Below are 24,228 nucleotides of genomic sequence, written 5' to 3'. Positions count from 1 at the left end.
CGATCTCGGCGAGGACCTCGCGCACGGTGGGGACCGGGAGGCCGCCGACGTCGATGAGCCCGCGGATCAGCCGGAGTCGGCGCAGGTGCGACTCGGAGTAGCGGACCTGGTTGGCGGCGGTCCGCTCGCCCTCGGGCAGCATCCCCTCCCGCAGGTAGTACTTGATCGTCGGTACGGACACGCCGCTGCGCCGACTCAACTCGCCGATGCGCATCCCTGACTCCTCCGCGTTGCGTTCCCCGGCACCATGCCGATAGCCTGACTATCGATAATCGAATTATCGATAAGGCGTCTATCGAAAACCTCGTGTCCCGTCAGCCTAGCCACGCCGGAAGCAGGAACCGACCATGACCACTGCCGACAGCCTCGCGCCTCCCCGCGGCTCCGGCCGTCGCAGCCGGGCCTCGCTGCCCGTGGCGGCCACCGCCGTCGTCTCCGCCCTCACCGCGCTGTTCATCGTGCCCGTCTACCTCACCCTCGACCCCGACCTCAGCCGGATCGAGCTGCGCCCCGACTCGGCGTTGCACTTCCCCCTCGTCGTCGTCCACGCGGCGACCGGCGGAGTGGCGCTGCTGACCGGGCCGTTCCAGCTCAGCAGGCGGCTGCGCCGCCGCAGGAGCCGGCACCGCTGGATCGGCCGCGTCTACCTGTTCGCCGGGGTGCTGCCCTCCGCGCTCACCGGAATCGGCGCCGCCCTGCTCACCACCAGCGGCCCCGTCTCGGTCCTCGCCTTCCTGCTGCTCGACGTGCTGTGGCTCGCCACGGCCCTGGCCGCCTACCGCGCCGCGCGCACCGGCCGCTACGCCGAGCACCGGGAGTGGATGCTGCGCAACTTCTCCCTCACCTTCGCCGCGGTCACCCTGCGGCTGTGGCTCGGCCTCCTCGTCGCGCTGCAACTGCCCTGGCTGGACTCCTTCTACGGCGGCGACTTCGACCGGCTCTTCGACACCGCCTACTCCCTCAGCCACTGGCTGGCCTGGGTGCCCAACCTGCTGCTCACGGAGGTCTACCTGGCCCGCCGCGCCGCCCGGGAGGCCCGCCGCGCCCTCGCCGGGGCGCAGCAGGCCGCCGTCGGCGCACACGAGTGAGGCCGCGCGCCCGAGCGCACGGCCTCCACCCCACCGTCCGGGCGGGACACCCCGCCCGGACGGCTACACCAGTCCGGCCCGGCGCAGCGCCTCCGCCATCGCTCCCGAGGGCTGCTGCTCACCGCGGCCGCCGCGCTGCCGCCGCTCGCCCCCGCGGCGCTGGCCGCCCCGGTCGCGCCGCTGGTCGTCGGAGCGCCCGCGCTCCCCGCCGCCGCGCCCGCCGACCTCGTCGTCCAGGCGCAGCGTCAACGAGATGCGCCTGCGCCGCACGTCCACGTCCAGCACCTTCACCCGCACGATGTCGCCCGGCTTGACCACGTCCCGCGGGTCCTTGACGAAGCTCTTCGACATCGCCGACACGTGCACCAGGCCGTCCTGGTGCACCCCCACGTCCACGAACGCGCCGAACGCGGCCACGTTCGTGACCACGCCCTCCAGCACCATCCCCGGCTCCAGGTCGGTGATCTCCTCCACGCCCTCCCGGAACGCCGCCGTCTGGAACTCCGGGCGCGGGTCCCGGCCCGGCTTCTCCAGCTCGGCGAGGATGTCGGTGACGGTGGGCAGCCCGAACCGCTCGTCCACGAAGTCCTCGGGGCGCAGCGAGCGCAGCGTCTGCGTGTCGCCGATCAGCGACCGGACGTCCCGGCCCGTCGCCTCCAGGATGCGCCGCACCACCGGGTAGGCCTCCGGGTGGACGCTGGAGGAGTCCAGCGGGTCGTCGCCGCCGGGGATGCGCAGGAAGCCCGCGCACTGCTCGAACGCCTTCGGCCCCAGCCGCGGCACGTCCCGCAACTGGCTGCGGGAGCGGAACGGGCCGTTGGCGTCCCGGTGCGCCACGATGCTCTGCGCCAGCCCGGGGCCGATCCCGGACACCCGGCTGAGCAGCGGCGCCGACGCCGTGTTGACGTCCACCCCGACCGCGTTCACGCAGTCCTCCACGACCGCGTCCAGCGAGCGGGACAGCTTCACCTCGGACACGTCGTGCTGGTACTGGCCCACGCCGATCGACTTCGGGTCGATCTTCACCAGCTCGGCCAGCGGGTCCTGCAACCGCCGCGCGATCGACACCGCGCCGCGCAGCGACACGTCCAGGTCCGGCAGCTCCTGCGAGGCGTAGGCCGACGCCGAGTACACCGACGCGCCCGCCTCCGACACCATCACCTTGGTGAGCTTCAGCTCCGGGTGGCGTCTGATCAGGTCGGCGGCGAGCCGGTCGGTCTCCCGGGACGCGGTGCCGTTGCCGATCGCGACCAGTTGCACGCCGTGCCTGCGCGCCAGCTCCGCCAGCACCGCGATCGACTCGTCCCAGCGGTTGCGCGGCTCGTGCGGGTAGATCGTCGCGGTGTCCACCACCTTGCCGGTGCCGTCCACCACGGCGACCTTCACCCCGGTGCGCAGCCCCGGGTCCAGGCCGATGGTGGGCCGCGTCCCGGCCGGCGCGGCCAGCAGCAGGTCACGCAGGTTGGCGGCGAACACGCGCACCGCCTCGTCCTCGGCGGCCTGCCACAGCCGGGCGCGCAGGTCCAGGTCGAGCCGGACCAGGATGCGGGTGCGCCACGCCCAGCGGACCGTGTCCAGCAGCCAGCGGTCACCGGGACGGCCCCGGTCGGCGATGCCGAAGTGCTGGGCGATGCGGACCTCGTAGCCGCTGCGGACCGTCGGGTCCTCCGGCTCCTCCTCGGGTTCCAGGGTGAGGTCGAGGACCTCCTCCTTCTCCCCGCGGAACAGCGCCAGCACCCGGTGGGAGGGCAGCGTGGTGAAGGCCTCGGCGAACTCGAAGTAGTCGGCGAACTTCGCGCCGGCCTCCTCCTTGCCCTCCCGCACCCGCGACACCAGGCGGCCCCGCTGCCACATGCGCTCCCGCAGTTCACCGATGAGGTCGGCGTCCTCGGTGAACCGCTCCACCAGGATGGCGCGGGCGCCCTCCAGCGCGGCGGCGGCGTCCGCCACGCCCTTCTCCGCGTCGACGTAGGCGGCGGCCTCCGCCTGCGGGTCGCGGGACGGGTCGCCGACGAGCGCGTCGGCCAGCGGCTCCAGTCCGGCCTCGCGCGCGATCTGCGCCTTGGTGCGGCGCTTCGGCTTGTAGGGGAGGTAGACGTCTTCCAGGCGCGCCTTGGAGTCGGCGGCCATGATCGTGGCTTCCAGTTCGGGGGTGAGCTTGCCCTGGGCCTTCACCGACTCCAGGACGGCGGTGCGGCGCTCCTCCAACTCCCGCAGATAGCGCAGACGCTCCTCGAGCGCCCGCAACTGGGCGTCGTCGAGCATCTCGGTGGCTTCCTTGCGGTACCGGGCGATGAACGGCACCGTCGCGCCGCCGTCGAGCAGCTCGACCGCGGCCCGCACCTGCCGTTCGCGCACCCCGAGTTCCTCGGCGATCCGCTGGTGAATAGACGTCGTCACTGTCTGAATCCGCTTTCTCCCTGAGGTGAGACAGGGGCATTGTGCCGCCTGCCCGCGTCCCCGGCGCCGGGGGACCTCACCGGGGGGAGATGCCGGTCGGTACGCGGCGGTGCGCCGACCGGCGCCCGCCGTCCCGCGCACCCGTCCCGGCGCCGGGGTGGATCAGAAGATACCCCCTGGGCCCGACCGCCGCTCCCGCGGACCGCGGGCGGATCGGAGGCGGTCCGCCCGGAAGGCCGGGCGGGGAGGTCAGAGCTCGGCAACGGATCTCACGGATCTCCGGTTACGGAAGCTCTGAACAGGCATGCTGGGTTGTGCGACGTGAGACCCACGAGGGGTGTCCGACGGTGCGACTCTGGAGGTCTGGGTGTTCACAGGGGACGGAGACGGCTGGGTGACGCTGGCCGACGGTTCTCGTCGGTGGGGACTGTACGGGGCCTCGGGGCTGCTGCTGCACAGTGTCGACGAGTCCGGGACCGGTCATGTGCTGTTGCAGCACCGCGCCCCGTGGACCCACCAGGGCGGCACCTGGGGGCTGCCGGGCGGCGCCCGCAACAGCGGGGAGTCGTTGATCGAGGCCGCGCTGCGCGAGTTCACCGAGGAGGTCGAGGGGGAGCTGGGTGTGCTGTCGCTGTTCGGCGTCCACCGCCAGGACTACCAGGTCTGGGCGTTCGACACCGTGCTGGCCGACACCGCCGAGCGGCGCCCCTTCGCCCCCGGCAACTCCGAGAGCCAGAGCATCCGCTGGGTCCCGGTCCACGAGGTGCCGTCGCTGCCGCTCATCCCCGCGTTCGCACAGGTCTGGCCGGAACTCTCCGCGGCCCTGTCCGAACGGCTGCTGCTCGTCGTGGACGCCACCGGCCCGGAGCAGGACAGCGCGCCCGTCGAGCCCCTGCGCGACGGGCTGGCCGCCCTGGTGCGGGCCGGGGTCACCGACGACGTGCTGCCCTCCGGCCTGTCCCTGGCCCCCCTGTACCGGCGCTTCCCCGACGTGCTGGTGGTGGTGGACGCCCGCGCCCGGGTCACCGCCCCCGCGTCCGTCCCGGGCGTGGAGGTGGTGCCGGTCTTCGAGGACGCCGCCGCCGCGATCGCCCGCCTGACCCGCAGGCACGCCGCGCGGGTGCGGGTGGTGGTGGCCAGCGACGACCCGGAGGTGCGCAGCCGGTCGGCCGCCGCGGGCGCCCACCCGGTCCCGGCCTCGTGGGCGAGCGGCCTGGCCACGGCGGGCATGGAGCTGTCGGGCTGACCCGGGTGCTCAGGCGTGCAGCGTCCCCTCACTGACGGTGACCGCCCGCCCGCCGATGTGCACCCGGTCGGGGGCGTCCGCGGGCAGCTCCACGGTGAGGTCGCCGCCGCGCGCCGAGCACTGGACCGCCTCCAGCCGGGTGCGGCCCAGCCGACCCGCCCAGTAGGGGCCGAGCGCGGTGTGCGCGCTGCCGGTCACCGGGTCCTCGGGCACCCCCACCGCGGGGGCGAAGAGCCGTGACACGAAGTCGTGGGACTGCGCGGCGTCGGCGGGAGCGGTCACGGTCACCCCGCGCACGGTGCACCGCTCCACCGCGGCCAGGTCGGGGACGAGCGCGCGCACCGCCGCCTCGTCCGGGTAGACCACGAAGTAGTCGCCCACGTCGCTGAACCCCGCCCACACCGGTTCGCCGCCGAGCGCCGCCAGCAGACCGTCGGGGACCTCCTTCGCGTAGGGCGGGTTGGCGGGGAAGTCCAGCCACAGCATGCCGTCGCGCACGGTGACGGTGAGCACGCCGCTGCGGCTGGTGAAGCGGAACGGCCCGCCCGCGCCGTGCTCCACGAGCACGTGCGCGGCGGCGAGGGTGGCGTGTCCGCACAGGTCCACCTCGGTCCGCGGGGTGAACCAACGCAGCTCGTAGTCGGCGCCGTCGGCGGTCACGGGCCGCACGAACGCGGTCTCGGACAGGTTGAACTCGGCGGCCACCCGCTGCGCCCAGGCGTCGTCGTAGGGCCCGTCGAGGACGAGGACCGCGGCGGGATTGCCCCGGAAGGGCTGGTCGGTGAAGGCGTCCACCACGTGGAAACGGTGCATGCGGCCCAGCATAGGAGGGCCTGCGGAGGGCGCCGGGGCGCGGCCGGAACGGACCGGGACGGGTGTTTCCGCCCTCCTACACTGAACGGCATGCGTGAGCGGTGGCCTGGTCGCGCCGGCCGTCCGGTTCCCCGGGCGGCGTGGGCGGCCGACCTCGTGCTGTGGGCGGTGCTGACCGGGGTGCTGGCGGCGGAGCTCGCCGGCGTCCGTGCCGCGCCGACCGCCGAGACCGCCGTCATGGCGCTGCTGCTGGCGGTCGCGTTCGGAGTCCGGCGGAAACGTCCCCTCACCGCGCTCGGACTCACCGTCGGCGCGGGGGTGCTGCACAGCGCGGCCGTCGCCGTCGGCATGGTCGACGTCTTCACCCCGACCTACGTGCTGCCCAGCGTCGTGCTGGCGTTCCTCGCGGGACGGCGGGACGGCAGGGCCGCCCCCGTCGTCGTCCTGACCGTCACCGCGGCGCTGACGATGCTGTCGGCGCTCGGGGCGGCGTGGGCCTCCGACGGGGATCCGCGTGCGGCGCTGACCGGGCTCACCGACTGGGCCGGGGGCGTGCTCGTGCTGATCGCCGCCGTCGTGGCGCCGTGGCTGCTGGGCCGGTACCAGAAGCGGCACGCGCAGTGGCGCACGGCCGGCTGGGAGATCGCCGCACGGATGGAACGGGCCCGTGCCGGTGACGCCGAACGGGCCCGACTGCGCGAGCGGTCCCGCATCGCCACCGAGATGCACGACTCCCTGGGACACGACCTCGCCCTGATCGCGGTGCGCGCCGCGGCCCTGGAGATGACCTCCGAGGAGGAGGGGACGCGGGCCGCCGCGTCCGAACTCCGCGTCGCGGCGCACCAGGCCACCCTGCGGCTGCGTGAGATCATCGGCGTGCTGCGCGGAGAGGACGGGACGCCCGCCGCCGAACCGGCCGCCGAGACCGCCGCCGACGTCGTGGCGCGGGCCGTGGACGCGGGGATGCCGGTCCGCCTCGTCCGGGAGGGCCCCGACCCGGATCCGGCGACCCCCGCGGGCCGGGCCGTCCACCGTGTCGTCCAGGAGGCGTTGACCAACGCCGCCCGGCACGCCCCCGGAGCGCGCGTGGAGGTGCGGATCGTCCGGGAGGACGGCACGACCACCGTGCGGGTCGCCGACACCGGGGGATTCGGCGCCGGTGCGGCGGGCAACGGCTCCGGACTGGCCGGGCTGCGCGCCCTCGTCGAGGGGATGGGCGGCGCGTTCGAGGCCGGTCCCGACCGGTGCGCCGGGGCGGCGGGCGGTTTCACCGTGACCGCGCGGATCCCCGAGACCGCGGACGCCGGCGGCGCCACCGCGCCTGCCGAGGAGCCCGCCGGGGAGGCGACGGAGACGGCGCGCCACTGGAACCGGATGCGGGACAGTGCCCGGCGCCGGTTGGCGGCGGCGCTGGTCGTGCCGTCGGGGCTGGCCGTGGCCGTCACCGTGCTCGGCTTCCTCACCCTGTGGTACGCCGAGGCCAACACCGTGCTGCCCCGCGCCGACTACGACCGGCTGCGCGTCGGCGCGGACCGGGCCGCCGTGGAGCAGCGGCTGCCGCGGTTCGACCACCGTCCCGGCCCGATCCCCGGGGAGCCCCCGGCCCCGCCCGGCGCCGACTGCCGCTACTACCTGACCGAGGGGAGCGGCGGCCGGACACCGCTGTACCGGCTGTGCTTCGCGGGAGGGGTCCTGGTGGACAAGGACGTGGTCGCCCGGGAGTGAGCCGCCGGGCGGATAGGCTTGCCGACGGTTCGACGGACGCTACGGGGACGGGAACAGGCGTGATCCGGATCGTGCTCGCCGACGACGAACGGATGGTCCGCGCGGGGATCCGCGCGATCCTCACGGCCGCCCCGGGCTTCCAGGTGGTCGGCGAGGCCGCCGACGGGGCCGAGGCGGTCGAACTGGTCCGCGCCCACCGCCCCGACATCGCCCTGCTGGACGTGCGGATGCCGGGAGTCGACGGACTGGCCGCCACGGCCGCCATCACGGCCGAGTTCCCCGACACCGCGGTGGTCATCCTCACCACCTTCTCCGAGGACGCCTACATCGCGGGAGCGCTGGGCGGCGGCGCCTCCGGGTTCGTGCTCAAGACCGGCGACCCCCGGGAGCTGGTCGCCGGGCTGCGGGCGGTCGCGGACGGCGGCGCCTACCTGTCACCGGAGGTGGCGCACCGCATCATCGCCGAACTCGGCACCACCGGCGCCGGCGGCCGGATGTCGCGCGGAGCGGCCGCCCGGCAGCGGATCGAGCGGCTGACGGCCCGCGAACGCGAGGTGCTCGCCCTCGTCGGGGAAGGACTGTCCAACGAGGAGATCGCCGCCCGGCTCGGGATCGCCGCGGGCACCGTCAAGGTGCACGTGGGCTCCGTCCTCACCCGTCTGGAGGTCCGCAACCGGGTCCAGGCGGCGGTCCTCGCCTACGAGGCGGGCCTGGTCGCGGGCGGCCCGTGGTGAGCGGGTGACGATCGGGGGAGGACTCGGTTGACGTTCGGCCGATGCGCTCGGGCCGCGCAACGGCGATGCTCCCGGACATGGTGACGAAGCAATGGTTCTCCACCCACCGCGGCCGGCTCCTGGCCTACGGGGCGGCGGCCGCCGCCCTGGCGGTGTGCTGCTCCCTTCCTCCCGCGGTCGCCGCGCTCACCGCACCCGACCCGGTCCGGCTGGCCCCGCCCGAGCCCACCGGTCCCCACGCCGTCGGCCGGGTCGACCTGCACCTGGTCGACGAGGACCGCGGCCACCCCTGGGCGGAGGGGGTCGAGCAGCGGGAGCTGATGGTGACGCTGTGGTACCCGGCCGAGGACGACGGCGGCGAGCGGGCGCGCTACGTGCCCGACGCGGTGGCCGACGTCCTCGCGGGACAACTGGAGCAGGTGGGCCTGTCCCGCGGCGCCGTCGACTTCGCGGGCTCGTCCACCAACGCCGTGGACGGGGCCGGCGTCGCCGCCGACGCGGGACCGCTGCCGGTCCTGCTGTACTCGCCCGGGTTCAACCAGTCCCGCCACCAGGCCACCGCGCACCTGGAGGAGCTGGCCAGCCAGGGGTACGCGGTGGCGGCCGTGGACCACCCCCACGAGACCTCGGCGGTGGAGTTCCCCGACGGCCGCGTGGTGCGGGACAGCGTTCCCGGCGGCGACGCGCCGACGCTGCGGTCCGCGCTCCGGACGCGGGTGGCCGACCTCCGCCTCGTCCTGGACGCCGTGACGGAGCTCGCCGGCGGCGGCAACCCCGACGCCGGCGGGCGGACGCTGCCCGAAGGACTGGGCGAGGCCCTGGACCCGGAGCGGGTCGGCGTGTTCGGTCACTCCGCGGGCGGGCTCGCCGCCGCCGAGGTGATGCTCGACGACGACCGCGTCGACGCGGGCGCCGACCTCGACGGCAGCATCGCCTACCACATCGGCGACGAGGACTGGGCCGAGGCCGCGCTGCGCGGCGTGGACCGGCCGTTCCTGCTGTTCGGCGCGGGTCGCAGCGGACCGGAGGGCAAGCCGCACACCAGCCGGGACGCCCCCGACTGGCGGATGTTCCGAGAGGCGTCCACCGGCCCGGTGCTGGAACTGCACCTGCCGGAGGGGGAGCACATGAGCTTCACGGACCTGCAGTGGCAGGTCCCGCAGCTTCAGGAGGGGCTCCGGCCCGGCGGCCCGGCCTGGGAGGACACGGTCGAGGGCGCGGTGGGCGCCGTCGACCCCGACCGGAGCGTGGCCGCGCAGCGCGCCTACCTCACCGCCTTCTTCGACGAGCACCTGCGGGGCGTGGAACGGCCGCTCCTGGACGGCCCCTCCTCCGAGCATCCCGACGTCGTGTTCGTCGACTGAGCGACCGGGACGGCCCCCGCCCCCGCGCCGGGGCCGTCCCGGTCAGGCGTCGCGGGCGCACAGCTCCGCGTAGCCGACGCACTGCGCCGCGACCGCCCAGCCCAGCACCGTCCACAGGTTCACCGCCCCGTCGTGGGGCGCGGTGTAGAAGCCGACGTCCCCGGAGGCGTAGAACTCGATCCCCGCGAGTCCGGGCAGGCAGGCGGCGAGGTCGTTCAGCCACTGCGTCTGGCTGAGCTGCAACACCAGCGGCAGTCCGAGCAGCAGCAGGAAACCGGCGGCGAGGGTGCCCGCGGTGCCGCGCAGTGCCGTGCCGAGCCCCGTGAACAGCACCGCGAGCAGGGCCATGCACACGCCCGCGCCCAGGACCGTGTGCGCGGCGCGGCCCGGGTCGGGGGACACGTGGCCGCCGACCAGCAGCCACAGCACCCCGAGGCCCAGCGCCGCCGTGCCGGCGCCCGCGGTGAAGGAGAGCCCGGCCGTGACCGCGGTGCGCGCCGCGAGGAGTACGCCGCGGCGCGGCACGGCCAGCAGGGTGGCGGTGATGCCGCCGTTGGCGTACTCGTTGGTGGCCGCGAGCGCGGCCAGCGTGAGGACGACGAACTGCACCAGGTAGAACACGCCGTGGGAGACGGTCCGGGAGTAGGAGAAGCCGGCCGCGGAGTCGGGGTCCTCGGCGATGCGGTCGGCCGCCGAGGCCCCCATGAAGAGGGCGAACAGGGCCATTCCGAGGACTCCCAGGCCCAGGCACCACCAGGTGGTGCGCACAGAGGCCAGCTTGGTCCACTCCATGGCCGCGGCTCGGGCGAGGGCACGCCGGGCCGGCACGGTCGGGGAGGTCACCGGTCCCCTTTCCGGGCGGTGCGGCCGTGCGCGGCGGCACGGCTCCGCGGCGGTGCGGCCCGGTGGCGGACCTCGGCCCCGGTGAGGTCGAGGTAGACCTGTTCCAGTGACGCCTCCTCGCGGTACAGGGCGTGCACGCGCGCCCCGGCGGCGTGGGCGGCGTCGCCGACCTCCTCCGGGGTCGCCCCCCGCACCAGCAGCACGCCGTCGGCGCCGGGAGCCACCCTGACCGGTCCCCGGGGGGACCGGCGGAGCTGTTCGACGAGCGGGGCGGGGTCGGGGGTGCGCACCACGACGCGGGGGTCCGACCAGGAGGCGATCAGCTCCGCCGTGGGCGCGTCGGCGACGAGCCGGCCGCCGCCGACCACCACGAGCCGGTTGGCCACGAGCTGCATCTCGCTCATCAGGTGGCTGGACACGAACACGGTCCGGCCTTCGTCGGCGAGGGCGCGCACCAGGCCGCGCACCCAGCGGACCCCGTCCAGGTCGAGCCCGTTGAGCGGCTCGTCGAGGACGAGGACGCCGGGGTCGCCCAGGAGGGCGGCGGCGATGCCCAGCCGCTGCCGCATCCCCAGCGAGAATCCGCCGATCCGGCGGTCGGCGACGTCGGACAGCCCGACCTCGTCCAGCACGTCGGCCACGCGGCGGCGGGGAATCCCGCCACCGCGCGCGAGGGCGAGGAGGTGGGCGCGGGCGCTGCGCCCCGGATGCCCGGCCGAGGCGTCGAGCAGCGCCCCGACCTGCCGCGCGGGCTGCGGGAGCTGGACGTAGCGGCGGCCGTTCACCAGGGCCTCGCCCGAGGTGGGCCGGTCCAGTCCCAGCAGCAGCCGCAGGGTCGTGGACTTCCCGGCGCCGTTGGGGCCGAGGAATCCGGTGACCAGGCCGGGGCGGACGTCGAAGGTGAGGGAGTCCACCGCGGTGGTCCCGCCGTAGCGTTTGGTGAGTTCACGCGCTGTGAGCACTGCTGCACCGTTCCGGTTCGGGAAGCTCTGACATGCCGACGGTAGGCGGCGGGGCCGGGGCGGCACATCGGCGTTTCGTGTGCGGCGCGCTATGCCCAAAGGTGTAGTCGCCGGTGGAACCGTTGTCGGGACGTGAACTGTCGAAGGGGATGAACGGGCACTTTTCCCCGGTCCGGTTCGTTGTCGGAGCGGGCCGGGACAACCAGGTCGACGACCGTTTCCGCCCCTACCGCGAAGGTTCAGGGGGAAGTCAGGGTCGATGCCCGATGTGACCCGGATCGTTTCGGGGCATGGTGGAAGACGAGAACGTCCGGGCCGTACCGTCCGGACCGCGCACGACGGACTTGGAGCAGACATGACGCTGGAGCGCGGCAACGCATTCACTCCCGTCGCCTCGGCGACGCTGATCTGGCCGTGGCGCAGCTCCGTGATCGCGGGCGGCGTGACCGGGGCCATCTCCCTCCTGACGAACCTGAGCGCGGGGGTGCTCGACGCGCTGGGCAGCGGCTTCGGCACCGCGGCCTTCTTCTTCGCTCTGGTGGGCGGTGCGGTCGGCCTCCTGGGCAGCAGGGGCGACCGGCGGGCCCGCCGGTACGCGGCCCAGTACCCGTGGCGGTTCGCCGCGGTTCCCGCCGCGCTGGGCGGCGCCGGTGTGGCGGTGGGCGGCCTGCTCAGCGGCGGACTGCTCTTCGCGATCATGGGCGGTGCCGCCAGCGCGGCCGTCATCTGGGTCATCCTGGGGATCGTCGCCATGGTGGTGGGCAACAGGAAGTAGTCTCTTGGACGACACCTGACAACCTGGGCGGTTGACAGGACCGCCGCCGATCTTCACCGCTCCGGGGGACGCACGCCCCGGAGCGGTTTTTGACCGCCACCCGCTCGGGGAACGGAGCTGTGCCTATGGCGTCTGACGCACGGGAACGCACCGGGGGAGACGCCCGGAGGAAGATGATCGAACGGGTCCGCGGACTCCTGCGCATGGCCGAGGACCCCGCGGTCACCGACGCCGAGAGCCAGGCGTTCACCGCCAAGGCCGCCGAGCTGATGACCCGCCACGCGATCGCCGAGGCCGAGGCGCGGGCACAGCGCGGTGAGGGGGTCGAGGAGATCACCCGGATGGACTTCCCCGTCTCCGGCGTCGGCGGCCACGGCAAGGCCCGCGTCAAGGCGCTCGCGGCGATCGCGTCCGCCTACGGCTGCCAGTCGGCGGTGCGCGGCAACACCTCCGCCAACACCGACCGGACGCTGATCATCGTGGGCACGGCCACCGCGCTGGACTCGCTGCGGGTGCTGCTGCCGTCCATCAGCATGCAGATGGAGTCCTCGGCCCGCTCCTCCGCCCGTGAGCACATCGCCAACCTGCGCGAGCTGCGCAACTACGACCGGTCCGCGCTGGCCACCGAGCGCAACCGGTTCTACCGGTCGTTCATCCGCGCCTACGGGGCGGCGGTCGCCGAACGCATCCGCGAGTTCCGCACCCGGCTGGCGGAGAACGCCGGACGCGGCGGGGACGGCGCCGGGGAGCCGGATACTCCGACCACGGGAACGGAACTGGTGCTGCGCACCGACGTCGACCGGGTGCAGGAGGAGTTCGAGCGCCGCTTTCCGAAACTGCGGCCCACCCGCCCCGAGCGCACCCACCACCGGGCCGGGTACCGTGCGGGCTACCTGCGGGGACGCAAGGCCGAACTGGGCATGGAGACCGCGGTGGGCCGGGGGCGGAGCAACTCGCTGCCCGGCCGGGCGGAGGCCGACTGACCGGGCGGTACGGCAACTCCGCCTCTGGTTTTCCGCCCTTTTTCCCCAGGGCCGGAAACGGTTGTCCCCAGCTTCTCAAAGGCTGTGGATAAACCTGTGGAAATCTGTGGATAACTTGGTCCACAACGGCGCGGCCGACGGTGGACGCCCTGTGGACCGGGAAGGGGAACTCCGACGACGCTCCTGCTCAGGAGGGGAAGAGGATGCCCAGGACCGCGCTTCTCCAGGAATTCCGAAACCACCGGATCGCGCTGCTCACCACCTATCTCGACAACGGCCTGACCCCGATCCACACGCCGGTGGGCATCGCCCTGGACGGCGACCGCCTGCTCTTCCGGGTCGGCAAGAATTCCGGAACGGCCGCGAGAATGGCCGATTACCCCTTCGTTGACCTGCGCACATGCACGCTCCGCGGGGAGCCGGTCGGCACCCCGGTGCGCGGCCGAGTCCGACCACTCTCCGACGACGAGGCCAGGGAGGCGGCCCGGCTGCTCGCCCGCCGCAATCCCATGCTGCAACGCTGGGCGATGCCCCTGTCCTACCGGCTGCTGCGCCACGAACCCGCCCACTACGAGCTCCGCCTGCTTGTGGACGACCCTGTGGAAAGCATGGAGGGCTGGCCCGACTGACCAGCCCTCCAGAAGCGTCCGCTCCCGCTTTTCGGACAGGTTGTCCACAAACTGTGGACGGCCTGTCCGGCGGGGTCCGCTACTTGATCAGGCCCAGCTTGCGGACGGCGTCGCGCTCCTCCTCCAGCTCGCGCACGGAGGCGTCGATGCGCTCGCGGGAGAACTCGTTGATCTCCAGGCCCTGCACGATCTCCCAGGAGCCGTTGCGGGACACCGCCGGGAACGAGGAGATCAGGCCCTCCGGCACGCCGTAGGAGCCGTCCGACGGCAGCGCCACCGACGTCCAGTCGCCCTCCGGGGTGCCGTTCACCCAGTCGTAGACGTGGTCGATCGCGGCGTTGGCGGCCGACGCGGCCGAGGAGGCGCCGCGGGCCTCGATGATCGCCGCGCCGCGCTTGGCGACGGTCGGGATGAACGTGTCGCGCAGCCACTCCTCGTCGTTGACGGCCTCGGCGGCGTTGCGGCCGTTGACCTCGGCGTGGAAGATGTCCGGGTACTGGGTGGCGGAGTGGTTGCCCCAGATCGTCATCTTCTTGATGTCGCTGACGCCCACGTTCAGCTTCGCCGCGAGCTGCGACAGCGCGCGGTTGTGGTCGAGGCGGGTCATCGCGGTGAACCGCTCGGCCGGGATGTCCGGGGCGTGCGCCTGCGCGATCAGGGCGTTGGTGTTGGCCGGGTTGCCCACGACGAGGACGCGCACGTCGTCGGCCGCGCCCGCGTTGATGGCCTCACCCTGCGGCCCGAAGATACCGCCGTTGGCCTCCAGCAGGTCGCCGCGCTCCATGCCCTTGGTGCGGGGGCGGGCGCCGACCAGCAGGGCCACGTTCACGCCGTCGAACGCCTTGCGGGGGTCGTCGAAGATGTCGATCCCGGCGAGCAGCGGGAACGCGCAGTCGTCGAGCTCCATCGCGGTGCCCTCGGCCGCCTTGACCGCCTGCGGGATCTCCAGCAGCCGCAGCTTGACCGGGGTGTCCGCGCCGAGGAGCTGGCCCGAGGCGATCCGGAACAGCAGGGCGTAGCCGATCTGTCCGGCCGCGCCGGTGACAGTGACGTTGACTGGGGCCTTGGCCATGGCTTGTCTCTCCTGGTCGCTCGGAAGTGTGCGGGAACGGCGCGAGCCGGTGGGCGTCGAACGCCGCAACCCCGCCCGAATCGTCTTGCGCCCAGTCTTCCAACTAGGTCCGGGGGTGCTGCGGACCACCCCCGGTTTGCGGCCCCCTGTGTCGCCCCGGCCGGGCTGCCCCGCCCGGCCCGCTCACACCCGCAGCGGCATCACCAGGTAGCGGAAGTCCGGCCTGCCCCCCTCCTCGGCGGGCGCGCCGGTGATGACCGCCGGCCGGGTGGGACCCACGAAGCTGAGCAGCGCGGTCTCCGACTCCACGCCCGTCAGGCCGTCCAGCAGGTACTGCGGGTTGAACGCGATGCGCATCGGCTCGCCCTCGAACTTGACGTCCAGGACCTCCAGCGCCTGGGCGTCCTCGCCCGACCCCGCCTCCAGCACCACCTCCGAGGAGCTGAAGGACAGCCGCAGCGGGGTGCTGCGGTCGGCGACCAGCGCCACCCGCCGCACCGACTCGACCAGGGAGGCCACCGCGACCTCCGCGCGGGCCGCGACCTCCTCGGGGAACCGCGACTCGTAGCTGATGAAGTCGCTGTCGATCAGCCGCGTGGTGGTGCGCTTCCCGGCGTGCTCGAAGCCGATCATGCCCTCGCCCGCCGTCGAGCCGTCGGCCGCGGACAGCGCGATGCCGACGGTGCCGCCCGCCAGGCTCCGGGCGAACTCGCCGAGAGTGCGGGCCGGGACCAGGGCGGAGGCGTCGATGCCGGGCTGCTCCGGCTGCCACCACAGCTCGCGCACCGCGATCCGGTAGCGGTCGGTGGCGGCCAGCAGGACCGCGTCGCCCCGGAAGGTGAGGTTCACCCCGGTGAGCATGGGCAGCGTGTCGTCGCGGCTGGTGGACGGCAGCACCTGGCGCACCGCCGTGGCGAACGCGTCGGCGGGCGCCGAACCGACGGCGTGCGGCATCGGCGGCAGCGTCGGGTAGTCCTCCAGCGGCAGGGTGAGCAGCGTGAACCTCGCGCTGCCGCAGGTGAGGAGGGCGCGCGAGCCCTCCACGCGCAGCCCCACCGGGTGCGGCGGCAGGTTGCGCACGATCTCGGCGAGCAGCCGCCCCGACACCAGGACGCTGCCGGCCTCCTCCACCTGCACGTCCACGGAGGCGCGGGCGGAGACCTCGTAGTCGAACCCCGACAGGTGCAGCGTGCCCGAGGCGGCGTCGGCGATGTCGAGGCGCATCCCGGCGAGCACGGGCACGGCGGGCCGGGCGGGCAGTGCCCGCGCCGTCCAGGTGATGGCGTCCGCGAAGGCGTCGCGGTCGGCTCGGAATCTCACTGCGGCCTCCCCCGTCCGGTGTTCCGGCGTCGAAGAGGACCCTACCCAGGGGGTACGACAATCTCGGCGGGTTTCCCCAGGTTGTGGACAGTTTCCGGGCGGCCCGCCCGATCCGGGGCCCGCAGTCCGCGCCCGCCGAACGCCCGCTGCGCCCCCGTCGGCGGCGCGGGAGCCGTGGGCAGCGCAGGCGGGCCCGGGGCCGGACTCCGTACCGAAACCGGGGTGCGCTGGGCTCACGCGGGGCCGTACCGTCAGCGGTGCCCAGGGCACTAGCCCTGCCGAAGTGAAGGCGGCAGCCATCCGGACGGTCGGTGGGCCGCCTTTCGCGCGTCCGGGACAGCGGTCCGGCCGGAGGCTCGACCGGGGAGGGCACGGCCGGATGCCGGGAGCCTTCCCCTACGGTCCCGGACGGCTCCGCGCGACCGGTCCCGTCGAGGGCACGGGCGCAGACATGACCGACAGGCCACCCTTCGGGGTGCTCTCCGGCGTCCCCGGAAACCCGGCCCCCTGGAATCATCGGAACTCCCACCCGAACCAGAGGACAGGAGAGGCACGTGACCGAGCAGCTCGCTCCCATGCCCGAGGACTGGCAGCGCGCCCTCGCCGTCGTCGCCCACCCCGACGACCTGGAGTACGGGGCCGCCGCGGCCATCGCCGCCTGGACCGACGCAGGCAAGGAGGTCGCCTACCTGCTGGCCACCCGGGGCGAGGCGGGCATCGACGGCATCAGTCCGGCCGAGGCGGCCCCCCTGCGGGAGCGCGAGCAGATCGCCAGCGCCGCCGTGGTCGGCGTCACCACCGTCGAGTTCCTCGACCACCGCGACGGCGTCATCGAGTACGGTCCGGCGCTGCGCCGCGACATCGCCGCGGCGATCCGGCGGCACCGCCCCGAACTCGTCGTCACCCTCAACCACCGCGACACCTTCGGCGACACCTTCTGGAACACCCCCGACCACAAGGCCGTGGGCCGGGCCACGCTGGACGCCGCCGCCGACGCGGGCAACCGGTGGATCTTCCCGGAGCTCGTCGAGCAGGGCCTGCAACCGTGGGACGGAGTGCGCTGGGTGGCGGTCGCGGCCTCCCCGAGGCCCACCCACGCCGTGGACGCCACCGCGGGCTACGAACGCGCGGTCCGCTCCCTGCTGGAGCACCGTGCCTACATCGAGGGCCTCACCGACGAGGACCCGGAGACCTACGCGCGGTCCTTCCTCGACGAGATGCTGTCCGCGAACGCCGCCTCCTTCGGCGGGCGTCCGGCGGTCACCTTCGAGGTCTTCCCGCGCTGAACCGGCATGATCTTGACAGAAAAGGGCCATGATCTGCGGTTTCACGCCCATTCGCGTCAAGATCATCGTGGTCGGTGCCGGGCTGGCGACCTGTTCGGGTCCCCTGGAGCGGGTGGGCTCGGCGGCGATATGAGCAAGGCCCTGACGGGATTCCGTCGGGGCCTTTTCGCTGTGGTCCTACAGTTCGCTGTTGCGTACCGCGTCCAGGAACGCGGCCCACTCCCGGCCGGGGATGACCAGGTGGCCGAGGTGGGGGTTCTGGGAGTCACGCACCGCAGCGGCGGGTCTCTCGGGGATGGTGGCGACCTCGACGCAGTTCTGTGGGTTGGAGTAGGAGGACTTGCGGAACTTCAGCTCGGGCGAGCCCATCGCGGGGTCTCCTTTCAGGTGATCAGTCCCCGTAGGTAGCCGGAGACGTCATCGGGGTCGAGCGCCTTGGCGACCAACCGGTCGTGGTACTTGCGGTAGCGTTCCAGCTCTTCGTCCTTGACCAGGTACAGACCGTCAACGTCGGCCTCGATGAAGACGATGCCCTCGCTGCTGGAGGCATAGCCGAGGATCGTGAAGGCACCTCCCATACCGGGGTGGAAGCCCGCCGAGGTCGGGAGAACCTGGATGGTGATGTTCGGCCGGTCGGCCATGTTCAGCAGATGCTCGATCTGGTGATGTGCCAACTCCCGATCGTGGGCGATCAGCAGTTCCAGGGCGTGCTGTCCGATGATCGCCCACACGTCGGGCGCGTCGGGGCGTTCCAGGATTTCCTGCCGCTTCGTCCGTGCCTCCACCATGCGGTCGATCGCGGCGGGGTCGCGGATGAGTGTGGCCTGGGAGATTGCGGCCATGTAGTCGGTGGTTTGCAGCAGGCCGGGAATATAGGCGGGTTCATAGCTGCGCACGCTGGAGGCCCCAGACTCCAACGAGGCGTAGGCGCCGGTGAGCACATCGTCGTAGTCAGCCCACCAGTCGCGGCGGCGAGACTTGCGGGCCAGGTCGAGGATGGCGTCGCGTTCGGGGCCGGTGACTCCGTAGAGGCCGAGCATCAACCCGATGTCGGACACGGCCGGATGTTTGGTGCGGCCGGTTTCCACATTCGAGATTTTCGTCTCGGACCACTCCAGTGCTTCCGCTACCTGGCTGATGGTCATGCCTGCTGCGAGACGGCGGGCGCGCATCTGCACTGACAGCTCACGTCGGACCTGTGGTGCCTTGTGCATGTGGTCCTCTCCCCTCTCGCGTCGAGGAGATGGTATCGCCGAGGGGTCTGATCTGGACATTCGTGACTTTCTGATCAGGATATTCGTCTCAAGAATCTTGCCATAAGACCTGCGATTCGAAATTTTCGATCACAAGATGGTAGTGCTCATCATCCGCTGCCGCCCTTGTCCAGCGGCTCTCGCTTCTGGGAGGTTTCGTGCGCGTCCTGCTGTTCTGGTTGTTACTGCCCCTGGTCCTGCTGGCCGAGCTCGCCAGCCCGCCCCCGCGACCGCCCCGGCGTCGGCCGGTGGTGCACCGGCCGCGGCATGCCGCGCCGCCGCCTCGGCAGGCGCGGGCCCTCCCACCCCGCATCCCGAACTACCCGGTGTTCGCCGCCTGTGCGCGCCGGTACTCCGCACTGTGGGAGATCACCTACACCCACGCCTCCCCCTGCCCGTATGTGGCGCGCAACCGGGTGACCGGCAGCACGGTGGCGGTGGACGACGTGGACCTGCTCGACCACATCCTGGCCACCTACGAACACCCCGACCCCGTGCGCGGCTACTACGGCCAACAAGCCCGCGGGCGTGTGCGCACCTACCTGGACAGCCACCCGCACGGGGGCCGGTGATGGCCGACTACACCCTCACCCCTGATCAGGTGGCGCTGCTGGCCGACGGGCGTGCCCGCGTCGAAGACCACGACCAGGGCCTGGCCGTGGTGCTGGGCACCGACCGGCTCATCCTGCCGATCCACGACGTGTCCACCACGGTGACCGCGCTGGCCAACCTCGACAGCCTGCTCGGCGCAGCCCTGTCGGCGGTCGCCCTGTACCGGCGCACCCGCCCCTGGAGTGGTCCGTCTCGTGGGGAGGCGGCTCGGTGACCGTGGCCTTCACCACCCTGCCCGGCCTGCCCGCCAGCGTGGCCGCCGCCCGAAGGTTCGTCACCGGCGTACTGCACGCCTGCCCCGAGACCACCGCCCCCGACGAGGTGGTGGACCGGGCCGCACTGCTCACCTCCGAGCTGGCCACCAACGCGCTGCGCCACACCCGCTCCGGCGACCCCGGTGAAACCTTCACCGTCCACCTCACCGTGGACGCCTACGGGCTGCGCACCGAGGTCCACACCCGCGTCCCGCGCCAATGGCAGACCTTCCCACACATCGCCGCGCCCACCGACCCGTTCGCCGAGCACGGCCGCGGCCTGCTGCTGGTCGACCAGCTCGCCACCACCTGGGGCACCCTGGCCCCCTGGCAGCACGGCGTCTACTTCCACCTCACCTGGACCACCAACCCGCCCAACCACACCACCTAACCCCCGCAAAACGCGGCGGCCATGCCCCCAGAGCCAGAATCGGCGTGGCCGATGGCCCTGGGGACATGGCCGCCGCAGGTCAAGCCCGGACCTTCCCCGGCCTGCAGCCGTCCGCCGGACCACGTGCACCCACCAGTCGACACCGGGGGAAGAGCACGCCGCCACGGTGCCGAGATCACCGCTGATCATGCGGTCGCGCGTCTTCGCCCCCGGTGGGTTACCATCGCTTGGAGGACTCGTGGTCCCTGGAGGGTTCGCATAGCGGCCGAGTGCAACGCTCTTGAAAAGCGTAAGGTCGGTGACCCGGCCTCGTGGGTTCAAATCCCACACCCTCCGCGTGACGCACCGGGCTCCCCTCCACGGGCGTGGAGGGGAGCCCGGTGTTCTGCTCGGCCGCGGTCAGAGCCGGTCGAGACGGTCGGCGCGGCCGCTCAGCCGAGCCGCTGGCGCAGCGCCTCGTACTCGTCCCACAGCTCGTCGGGCAGGTGCTCGCCGAAGGACTTGAAGAACTCGGGGACCAGGTCGGCCTCCTGCCGCCAGACGTCCCGGTCCACCGACCGCAGCAGCTCCAGGTCCTCCTCCGACAGGTCCAGGCCCGTGGTGTCGAGCGCCCCCGGCGCCGGAACCCGGCCGATGGGGGTGTCCTCGGCCTCGGCGGTGCCGTCCAGACGCTCGATGATCCACTTCAGCACGCGGCTGTTCTCGCCGAAGCCCGGCCAGACGAACTTGCCCTCGGCGTTCTTGCGGAACCAGTTCACGTAGTAGATCCGCGGCAGCTTCTCCGGGTCGGCCTGCTTGCCGATCTTCAGCCAGTGGCCGAAGTAGTCGCCCATGTTGTAGCCGCAGAACGGCAGCATCGCGAAGGGGTCGCGGCGCAGCTCGCCGACCTTCCCCTCGGCCGCGGCGGTGCGCTCGGAGGCCACGTTCGCGCCCAGGTAGACGCCGTGCTGCCAGTCGAACGCCTCGACGACCAGGGGCACCGCGGAGGCGCGGCGGCCGCCGAACAGGATCACCGAGATCGGCACGCCGTTGGGGTCCTCCCACTCGGGCGCGATGGTGGGCGCCTGGGAGGCGGGGGTGGTGAAGCGGGCGTTCGGGTGCGCGGCGGGCTCGTCGGAGTCCGGCGTCCAGTCGCGGCCCCGCCAGTCGGTCAGGTGCGCGGGCGGCTCGTCGGTGAGGCCCTCCCACCACACGTCGCCGTCGTCGGTCAGCGCCACGTTGGTGAAGATGCTGTTGCCCCACAGCGCCTGGACCGCGTTGGCGTTGGTGGACTCTCCGGTGCCGGGGGCGACGCCGAAGAAGCCGTACTCCGGGTTGATGGCGTAGAGGCGGCCGTCCTCGCCGAAGCGCATCCACGCGATGTCGTCGCCGATCGTCTCGACCTTCCAGCCGGGGACGGTCGGCTGGAGCATGGCGAGGTTGGTCTTGCCGCAGGCGCTGGGGAAGGCCGCGGCGACGTAGCGGGGCTCCCCGGAGGGCGGGGTCACCTTGATGATGAGCATGTGCTCGGCCAGCCAGCCCTCGTCGCGGGCCATCACCGAGGCGATGCGCAGCGCGTAGCACTTCTTGCCGAGCAGCGCGTTGCCGCCGTAGCCGGAGCCGTAGGACCAGATCTCCCGGGTCTCCGGGAAGTGGGTGATGTACTTGGTGGAGTTGCACGGCCAGGGCACGTCCTGCTGGCCGGGCTCCAGGGGGGCGCCCACGGAGTGGACGGCCTTGACGAAGGTGCCGCGCTCCTCGATCAGGCGCAGTGCGGGGGCGCCCATTCGAGTCATGATGCGCATGGACACCGCCACGTAGGCGGAGTCGGTGATCTCCACGCCGAGCTGGGAGATGCTGCCGCCGAGGGGGCCCATGCAGAACGGCACCACGTACATGGTGCGGCCCCGCATGCAGCCGGTGAAGACCTCCTTGAGGGTGGCGCGCATCTCGGCGGGGGCGACCCAGTTGTTGGTGGGGCCGGCGTCCTCCTCGCGCTCCGAGCAGATGAACGTGCGGTCCTCCACCCGGGCGACGTCACTGGGGTCGGAGCGGCAGTAGAAGCTGTTGGGCCGGAGCTCCTCGTTGAGCCGGATCAGCGTGCCCTGTTCCACGAGCTGGGAGGTGAGTCGCTCCCACTCGGCGTCCGAACCGTCGCACCAGACCACCTCGTCCGGCTGCGTCAGCTCCGCGATCTCGCGCACCCAGTCGACCAACTCCTGATGGCTGGTCGGAGCCACGTTTTTTCCGTGGACCGCAGTAGTCACGATTCCTCCTCCTCAGGGGTTGACACAAATGATGGAGTACCAACCCCCATTCCGACCAGTTGGCATAGACCTTGGACTAGACCTTTGTTGCGCTTCTGGACTAGACCATTCAAAGCGCTGGACAATGCCAGTCCTGGGCCTGTTACGGGTTTCTGGTCGCTTTTCTTTCTCGGGCAACTGCCCACGTCACGGGGGATATGCGCGAATTTCTGAGATTTAGGCCACAGCATTGACAATGCTGGAGGAGAACCTCTGGACCTCTTTTGGCGGGCAGGGAAGGGAATTGGGGTGCGCCGTGCGGAGCACACCTCGGAAACGAGGTTATCCGACCTGATCGAAACGCGTCCTCCCGGGGGTGGGAAAACGCTGCGCGATCATTCCGGTGTCTTCCGTCGCTGTTTTCCCGGCGGACGAGAACGGAACACGCGGCGCGACGGCGGTTCCGGACAGGAGGCCCGGCCGTGCCCGGCCCGCACAGCAGTGCGCCCCGCCGTTCCGGGAACGGCGGGGCGGTGCCGGGTGCGTCCGTGCGCTGCGCCTGGGCGGCCGCTCACCGGGGCCAGGCGAACGCCTCCCCCACGACGGCGGCCAGCTCCAGGTAGGCGTCGCTGGTGGCCGGCTGGAGCCGCTCCAGGTGGATCTCCGCGCCCTCCTCCAGGTGCGGGTCCCACGGAACCCGTACCACGGCGCGGCACCGGGAGGCGAAGTGCTCCTCCAGGCGTTGCAGGTCGACGTTGGACCGGTGGTTGCGGCGCACCATCGACAGCACCACCACCGCGCCCCGCACCAGCGCGCCGTACTCGTGGGCGTCCAGCCAGTCGAGGGTGGCCGACGCGCTGCGCGCACCGTCCACCGACGGGGTGGACACCACGATGATCTGGTCGGCCAGGCCGAGCACGCCCCGCATCGCCGAGTGCAGCAGACCGGTGCCGCAGTCGGTGAGCGTGATCGAGTAGAAGTGCTCCACGATCCGGGAGACCTCCCGGTAGTCGTACTCGCTGAGCGCCTCCGAGACGGCGGGGTCCTGGTCGGAGGCGAGCACCTCCAGCCGGGACGGCGCCTGCGAGGTGAACGCGCGGATGTCGGCGTAGCGCGAGATCGTGTCCTTCTCGTTGAGCAGGTCCCGGATGGTCGCCGGAGTCTCCAGTTGCAGCTTGTCCGACAGGGTGCCCCGGTCCGGGTTGGCGTCCACGGCCAGCACCCGGTCGCCGCGCAGGGACGCCAGGGTGGAGCCCAGGGCGGCGGTCGTCGTGGTCTTGCCGACGCCTCCCTTGAGGGAGAGCACCGCCACCCGGTGGTGGCCGCCCACCACGTGGGTGCACGCGCGGCTGATCAGCTCCTGACGGCGCCGTTCGGCCCGGGAGCCGCCCGGTCTGATCAGGCCGAAGGTCACCGACTCCACGGCCCGGCGCCAGCCCGAGGTCATGCTGGAGCGGCGGCCTCCGGTCCACTCCCGTCCGGGTGTCACCACGGGCGGGGCGAAGGTGCTGGGACCTGCGGAGACGCCGCCCGGCGGGGTGGCAGAGCGCCGCTGCGGCAGGGCGGCGGACAGCGGCACCGGCGGAGAGGAGGCCGGGGCGGGCAGTTCGGGGGGACGTCGGGCGGAACGCGGCTCCTCGCGGGCGGGAGCGGGCGGCAGCGGCTCTCTCGGGGCCGGGGCGGGCAGGAGGTCCGGGCCCGGGCCTCCGCCGGCGCGGGGCGGCTCCGGGCGCTCCGGCGGGCGTCCCGGCGCGGGGCGGTCCGGAGCGGGCGGCGTCGGCCGCGGCGGGGACGGGGACGGGGAGAAGAACGCGGTGCTGTCCAGCGGCGGCAGCGGCTCGGGTTCGGGCACGTCCTCGGCGGGCGGCGGCGGGGCCGCGGACCGCTGCTGCGCCTCCTCCAGCAGTTGCCGCAACTGCGGCCGGTTGCGGCTGAACCGCGACCGGACGGACGACGGCTGGTCGGCGTCCGGTCCCTCCCCGTCCCGGGGCCGGGGAGCCTCCGGGGCGGGCGTCGGTTCCGCAGCGGAGGGGGCGGGCGGCGCCGCTTCGGCCTCCGGGCGCGGTTCGGGCTTCCGGACGGCGGGAGGCAGCGGCGGGTCGAGCGGGTCGGGGGCGGGAAGCGCCGGGGCCAGGGGCTCCTGGCGGGAGGGTTCCGGCCACCGCGGCGCGGCGTCCGCGTACGGTGCGCTCTCCGTGCGGGCGGCGGGCGGGTCGAGCGGGTCGGCCTCGGGCAGGTCGGGCCGCGGCTGCT

General features: G+C 72.9%; 23 protein-coding genes and 1 tRNA gene. 13 read left to right on the top strand and 11 right to left on the bottom strand.

Features of this window, described 5'->3' with window-relative positions; all coding sequences use genetic code 11:
* A partial coding sequence (locus AC529_RS05520; protein WP_157080091.1) for a MerR family transcriptional regulator occupies window positions 1–214 on the bottom strand: 214 nt, incomplete at its 3' end.
* A 133-nt stretch (window positions 215–347) separates the two neighbouring features.
* On the opposite strand from AC529_RS05520, the gene AC529_RS05515 reads away from it, so the two are divergent.
* Window positions 348–1,088, top strand: a complete 741-nt coding sequence (locus AC529_RS05515; RefSeq protein WP_068754067.1) for a DUF2306 domain-containing protein — start codon at window positions 348–350, stop codon at window positions 1,086–1,088.
* 63 nt (window positions 1,089–1,151) lie between these two features.
* On the opposite strand, the gene AC529_RS05510 is transcribed toward AC529_RS05515, so the two are convergent.
* The gene (locus AC529_RS05510) at window positions 1,152–3,488 is read right to left on the bottom strand and encodes a Tex family protein (protein WP_068754065.1); all 2,337 of its coding nucleotides are present in this window, start codon (window positions 3,486–3,488) and stop codon (window positions 1,152–1,154) included.
* A gap of 337 nt (window positions 3,489–3,825) precedes the next feature.
* Between AC529_RS05510 and AC529_RS05505 the strand changes: the two genes are divergently transcribed.
* Window positions 3,826–4,734 (top strand): NUDIX domain-containing protein, encoded by a 909-nt coding sequence (locus AC529_RS05505; RefSeq protein WP_232306582.1) that lies wholly within the window; start codon window positions 3,826–3,828, stop codon window positions 4,732–4,734.
* Window positions 4,735–4,743: 9 nt separating this feature from the next.
* Here AC529_RS05505 and AC529_RS05500 read toward each other — a convergent pair whose 3' ends face one another.
* On the bottom strand, window positions 4,744–5,547 hold the full coding sequence (locus AC529_RS05500; protein ID WP_068754574.1) for a PhzF family phenazine biosynthesis protein: 804 nt from the start codon (window positions 5,545–5,547) through the stop codon (window positions 4,744–4,746).
* Window positions 5,548–5,637: 90 nt separating this feature from the next.
* On the opposite strand from AC529_RS05500, the gene AC529_RS05495 reads away from it, so the two are divergent.
* The 3 genes from AC529_RS05495 (at window position 5,638) to AC529_RS19965 (ending at window position 9,370) form a co-directional block, all read left to right on the top strand.
* Window positions 5,638–7,272 (top strand): sensor histidine kinase, encoded by a 1,635-nt coding sequence (locus tag AC529_RS05495; RefSeq protein ID WP_068754063.1) that lies wholly within the window; start codon window positions 5,638–5,640, stop codon window positions 7,270–7,272.
* Window positions 7,273–7,331: 59 nt separating this feature from the next.
* Window positions 7,332–8,006, top strand: coding sequence for a response regulator (locus AC529_RS05490; RefSeq protein ID WP_068754062.1), 675 nt, complete (start codon window positions 7,332–7,334; stop codon window positions 8,004–8,006).
* Between the two features lie 77 nt (window positions 8,007–8,083).
* Window positions 8,084–9,370, top strand: a complete 1,287-nt coding sequence (locus tag AC529_RS19965; RefSeq protein ID WP_068754572.1) for an alpha/beta hydrolase family protein — start codon at window positions 8,084–8,086, stop codon at window positions 9,368–9,370.
* Between the two features lie 42 nt (window positions 9,371–9,412).
* Here the strand turns inward: AC529_RS19965 and AC529_RS05480 are convergent, their stop codons facing one another.
* Together AC529_RS05480 and AC529_RS05475 are read right to left on the bottom strand one after the other, a co-directional pair.
* Window positions 9,413–10,213 (bottom strand): ABC transporter permease, encoded by an 801-nt coding sequence (locus AC529_RS05480; protein WP_083947940.1) that lies wholly within the window; start codon window positions 10,211–10,213, stop codon window positions 9,413–9,415.
* Complete coding sequence (locus AC529_RS05475) at window positions 10,210–11,175, bottom strand: ATP-binding cassette domain-containing protein (protein WP_068754060.1); 966 nt, start codon at window positions 11,173–11,175, stop codon at window positions 10,210–10,212. The genes AC529_RS05480 and AC529_RS05475 overlap by 4 nt, the downstream gene beginning before the upstream one ends.
* A 355-nt stretch (window positions 11,176–11,530) precedes the next feature.
* Here AC529_RS05475 and AC529_RS05470 point away from each other — a divergent pair, with 355 nt between their 5' ends.
* The 3 genes from AC529_RS05470 to AC529_RS05460 all read left to right on the top strand — a co-directional run bounded on the left by AC529_RS05470 (window position 11,531) and on the right by AC529_RS05460 (window position 13,562).
* Entirely contained in the window at window positions 11,531–11,950 is a 420-nt protein-coding gene (locus AC529_RS05470) for a hypothetical protein (protein WP_068754059.1), read from the top strand.
* Between the two features lie 173 nt (window positions 11,951–12,123).
* Window positions 12,124–12,933, top strand: coding sequence for a DUF2786 domain-containing protein (locus AC529_RS05465; RefSeq protein WP_068754058.1), 810 nt, complete (start codon window positions 12,124–12,126; stop codon window positions 12,931–12,933).
* A gap of 203 nt (window positions 12,934–13,136) precedes the next feature.
* A complete protein-coding gene (locus tag AC529_RS05460) occupies window positions 13,137–13,562 on the top strand; it encodes a PPOX class F420-dependent oxidoreductase (protein WP_068754056.1) in 426 nt (141 codons plus the stop codon).
* Between the two features lie 79 nt (window positions 13,563–13,641).
* Here AC529_RS05460 and AC529_RS05455 read toward each other — a convergent pair whose 3' ends face one another.
* Together AC529_RS05455 and dnaN are read right to left on the bottom strand one after the other, a co-directional pair.
* Window positions 13,642–14,634, bottom strand: coding sequence for a malate dehydrogenase (locus tag AC529_RS05455; RefSeq protein WP_068754054.1), 993 nt, complete (start codon window positions 14,632–14,634; stop codon window positions 13,642–13,644).
* Window positions 14,635–14,817: 183 nt separating this feature from the next.
* A complete protein-coding gene (gene dnaN / locus AC529_RS05450) occupies window positions 14,818–15,954 on the bottom strand; it encodes a DNA polymerase III subunit beta (RefSeq protein WP_068754052.1) in 1,137 nt (378 codons plus the stop codon).
* A 554-nt stretch (window positions 15,955–16,508) separates the two neighbouring features.
* Between dnaN and AC529_RS05445 the strand changes: the two genes are divergently transcribed.
* A complete protein-coding gene (locus AC529_RS05445) occupies window positions 16,509–17,240 on the top strand; it encodes a PIG-L deacetylase family protein (protein WP_068754050.1) in 732 nt (243 codons plus the stop codon).
* A gap of 177 nt (window positions 17,241–17,417) precedes the next feature.
* Here AC529_RS05445 and AC529_RS05440 read toward each other — a convergent pair whose 3' ends face one another.
* Both AC529_RS05440 and AC529_RS05435 read right to left on the bottom strand, forming a co-directional pair.
* Window positions 17,418–17,609, bottom strand: a complete 192-nt coding sequence (locus AC529_RS05440; RefSeq protein ID WP_068754048.1) for a DUF397 domain-containing protein — start codon at window positions 17,607–17,609, stop codon at window positions 17,418–17,420.
* Between the two features lie 14 nt (window positions 17,610–17,623).
* Complete coding sequence (locus AC529_RS05435) at window positions 17,624–18,454, bottom strand: helix-turn-helix domain-containing protein (RefSeq protein WP_083947938.1); 831 nt, start codon at window positions 18,452–18,454, stop codon at window positions 17,624–17,626.
* A gap of 197 nt (window positions 18,455–18,651) precedes the next feature.
* Between AC529_RS05435 and AC529_RS05430 the strand changes: the two genes are divergently transcribed.
* From AC529_RS05430 to AC529_RS05415, 4 genes are all read left to right on the top strand, one after another.
* On the top strand, window positions 18,652–19,065 hold the full coding sequence (locus tag AC529_RS05430) for a hypothetical protein (RefSeq protein ID WP_232306581.1): 414 nt from the start codon (window positions 18,652–18,654) through the stop codon (window positions 19,063–19,065).
* Window positions 19,065–19,319, top strand: a complete 255-nt coding sequence (locus AC529_RS05425; RefSeq protein WP_068754044.1) for a hypothetical protein — start codon at window positions 19,065–19,067, stop codon at window positions 19,317–19,319. Before AC529_RS05430 ends, AC529_RS05425 begins: the two co-directional genes overlap by 1 nt.
* Window positions 19,316–19,750: an ATP-binding protein gene (locus tag AC529_RS05420; protein WP_068754042.1), complete on the top strand. Its 435-nt coding sequence runs from the start codon at window positions 19,316–19,318 to the stop codon at window positions 19,748–19,750. Before AC529_RS05425 ends, AC529_RS05420 begins: the two co-directional genes overlap by 4 nt.
* Before the next feature lie 247 nt (window positions 19,751–19,997).
* A tRNA-Ser gene (locus AC529_RS05415) sits at window positions 19,998–20,086 on the top strand.
* A 95-nt stretch (window positions 20,087–20,181) separates the two neighbouring features.
* On the opposite strand, the gene AC529_RS05410 is transcribed toward AC529_RS05415, so the two are convergent.
* Both AC529_RS05410 and AC529_RS19465 read right to left on the bottom strand, forming a co-directional pair.
* Window positions 20,182–21,996 (bottom strand): phosphoenolpyruvate carboxykinase (GTP), encoded by a 1,815-nt coding sequence (locus tag AC529_RS05410; protein ID WP_068754040.1) that lies wholly within the window; start codon window positions 21,994–21,996, stop codon window positions 20,182–20,184.
* Between the two features lie 550 nt (window positions 21,997–22,546).
* The gene (locus AC529_RS19465) at window positions 22,547–24,211 is read right to left on the bottom strand and encodes a MinD/ParA family ATP-binding protein (RefSeq protein ID WP_083948001.1); all 1,665 of its coding nucleotides are present in this window, start codon (window positions 24,209–24,211) and stop codon (window positions 22,547–22,549) included.
* Window positions 24,212–24,228 lie beyond the last annotated feature (17 nt).

Origin of the sequence: Thermobifida cellulosilytica TB100 (genome assembly GCF_001517975.1) — a bacterium.
In the GTDB taxonomy this organism is placed as follows: Bacteria; Actinomycetota; Actinomycetes; order Streptosporangiales; family Streptosporangiaceae; genus Thermobifida; species Thermobifida cellulosilytica.
The sequence above is the reverse complement of the archived record's forward strand: the minus strand, read 5'-3'. Positions and strand labels throughout refer to the sequence as shown.

Coding starts and splice junctions, on each gene's coding strand:
- AC529_RS05440 (WP_068754048.1), bottom strand. CDS start 17,609: ATGGGCTCGCCCGAGCTGAAGTTCCGCAAGTCCTCCTACTCCAACCCA.
- AC529_RS05435 (WP_083947938.1), bottom strand. CDS start 18,454: ATGCACAAGGCACCACAGGTCCGACGTGAGCTGTCAGTGCAGATGCGC.
- AC529_RS05470 (WP_068754059.1), top strand. CDS start 11,531: ATGACGCTGGAGCGCGGCAACGCATTCACTCCCGTCGCCTCGGCGACG.
- AC529_RS05495 (WP_068754063.1), top strand. CDS start 5,638: ATGCGTGAGCGGTGGCCTGGTCGCGCCGGCCGTCCGGTTCCCCGGGCG.
- AC529_RS05500 (WP_068754574.1), bottom strand. CDS start 5,547: ATGCACCGTTTCCACGTGGTGGACGCCTTCACCGACCAGCCCTTCCGG.
- AC529_RS05515 (WP_068754067.1), top strand. CDS start 348: ATGACCACTGCCGACAGCCTCGCGCCTCCCCGCGGCTCCGGCCGTCGC.
- AC529_RS05465 (WP_068754058.1), top strand. CDS start 12,124: ATGATCGAACGGGTCCGCGGACTCCTGCGCATGGCCGAGGACCCCGCG.
- AC529_RS19965 (WP_068754572.1), top strand. CDS start 8,084: ATGGTGACGAAGCAATGGTTCTCCACCCACCGCGGCCGGCTCCTGGCC.
- AC529_RS05455 (WP_068754054.1), bottom strand. CDS start 14,634: ATGGCCAAGGCCCCAGTCAACGTCACTGTCACCGGCGCGGCCGGACAG.
- AC529_RS05460 (WP_068754056.1), top strand. CDS start 13,137: ATGCCCAGGACCGCGCTTCTCCAGGAATTCCGAAACCACCGGATCGCG.
- AC529_RS05425 (WP_068754044.1), top strand. CDS start 19,065: ATGGCCGACTACACCCTCACCCCTGATCAGGTGGCGCTGCTGGCCGAC.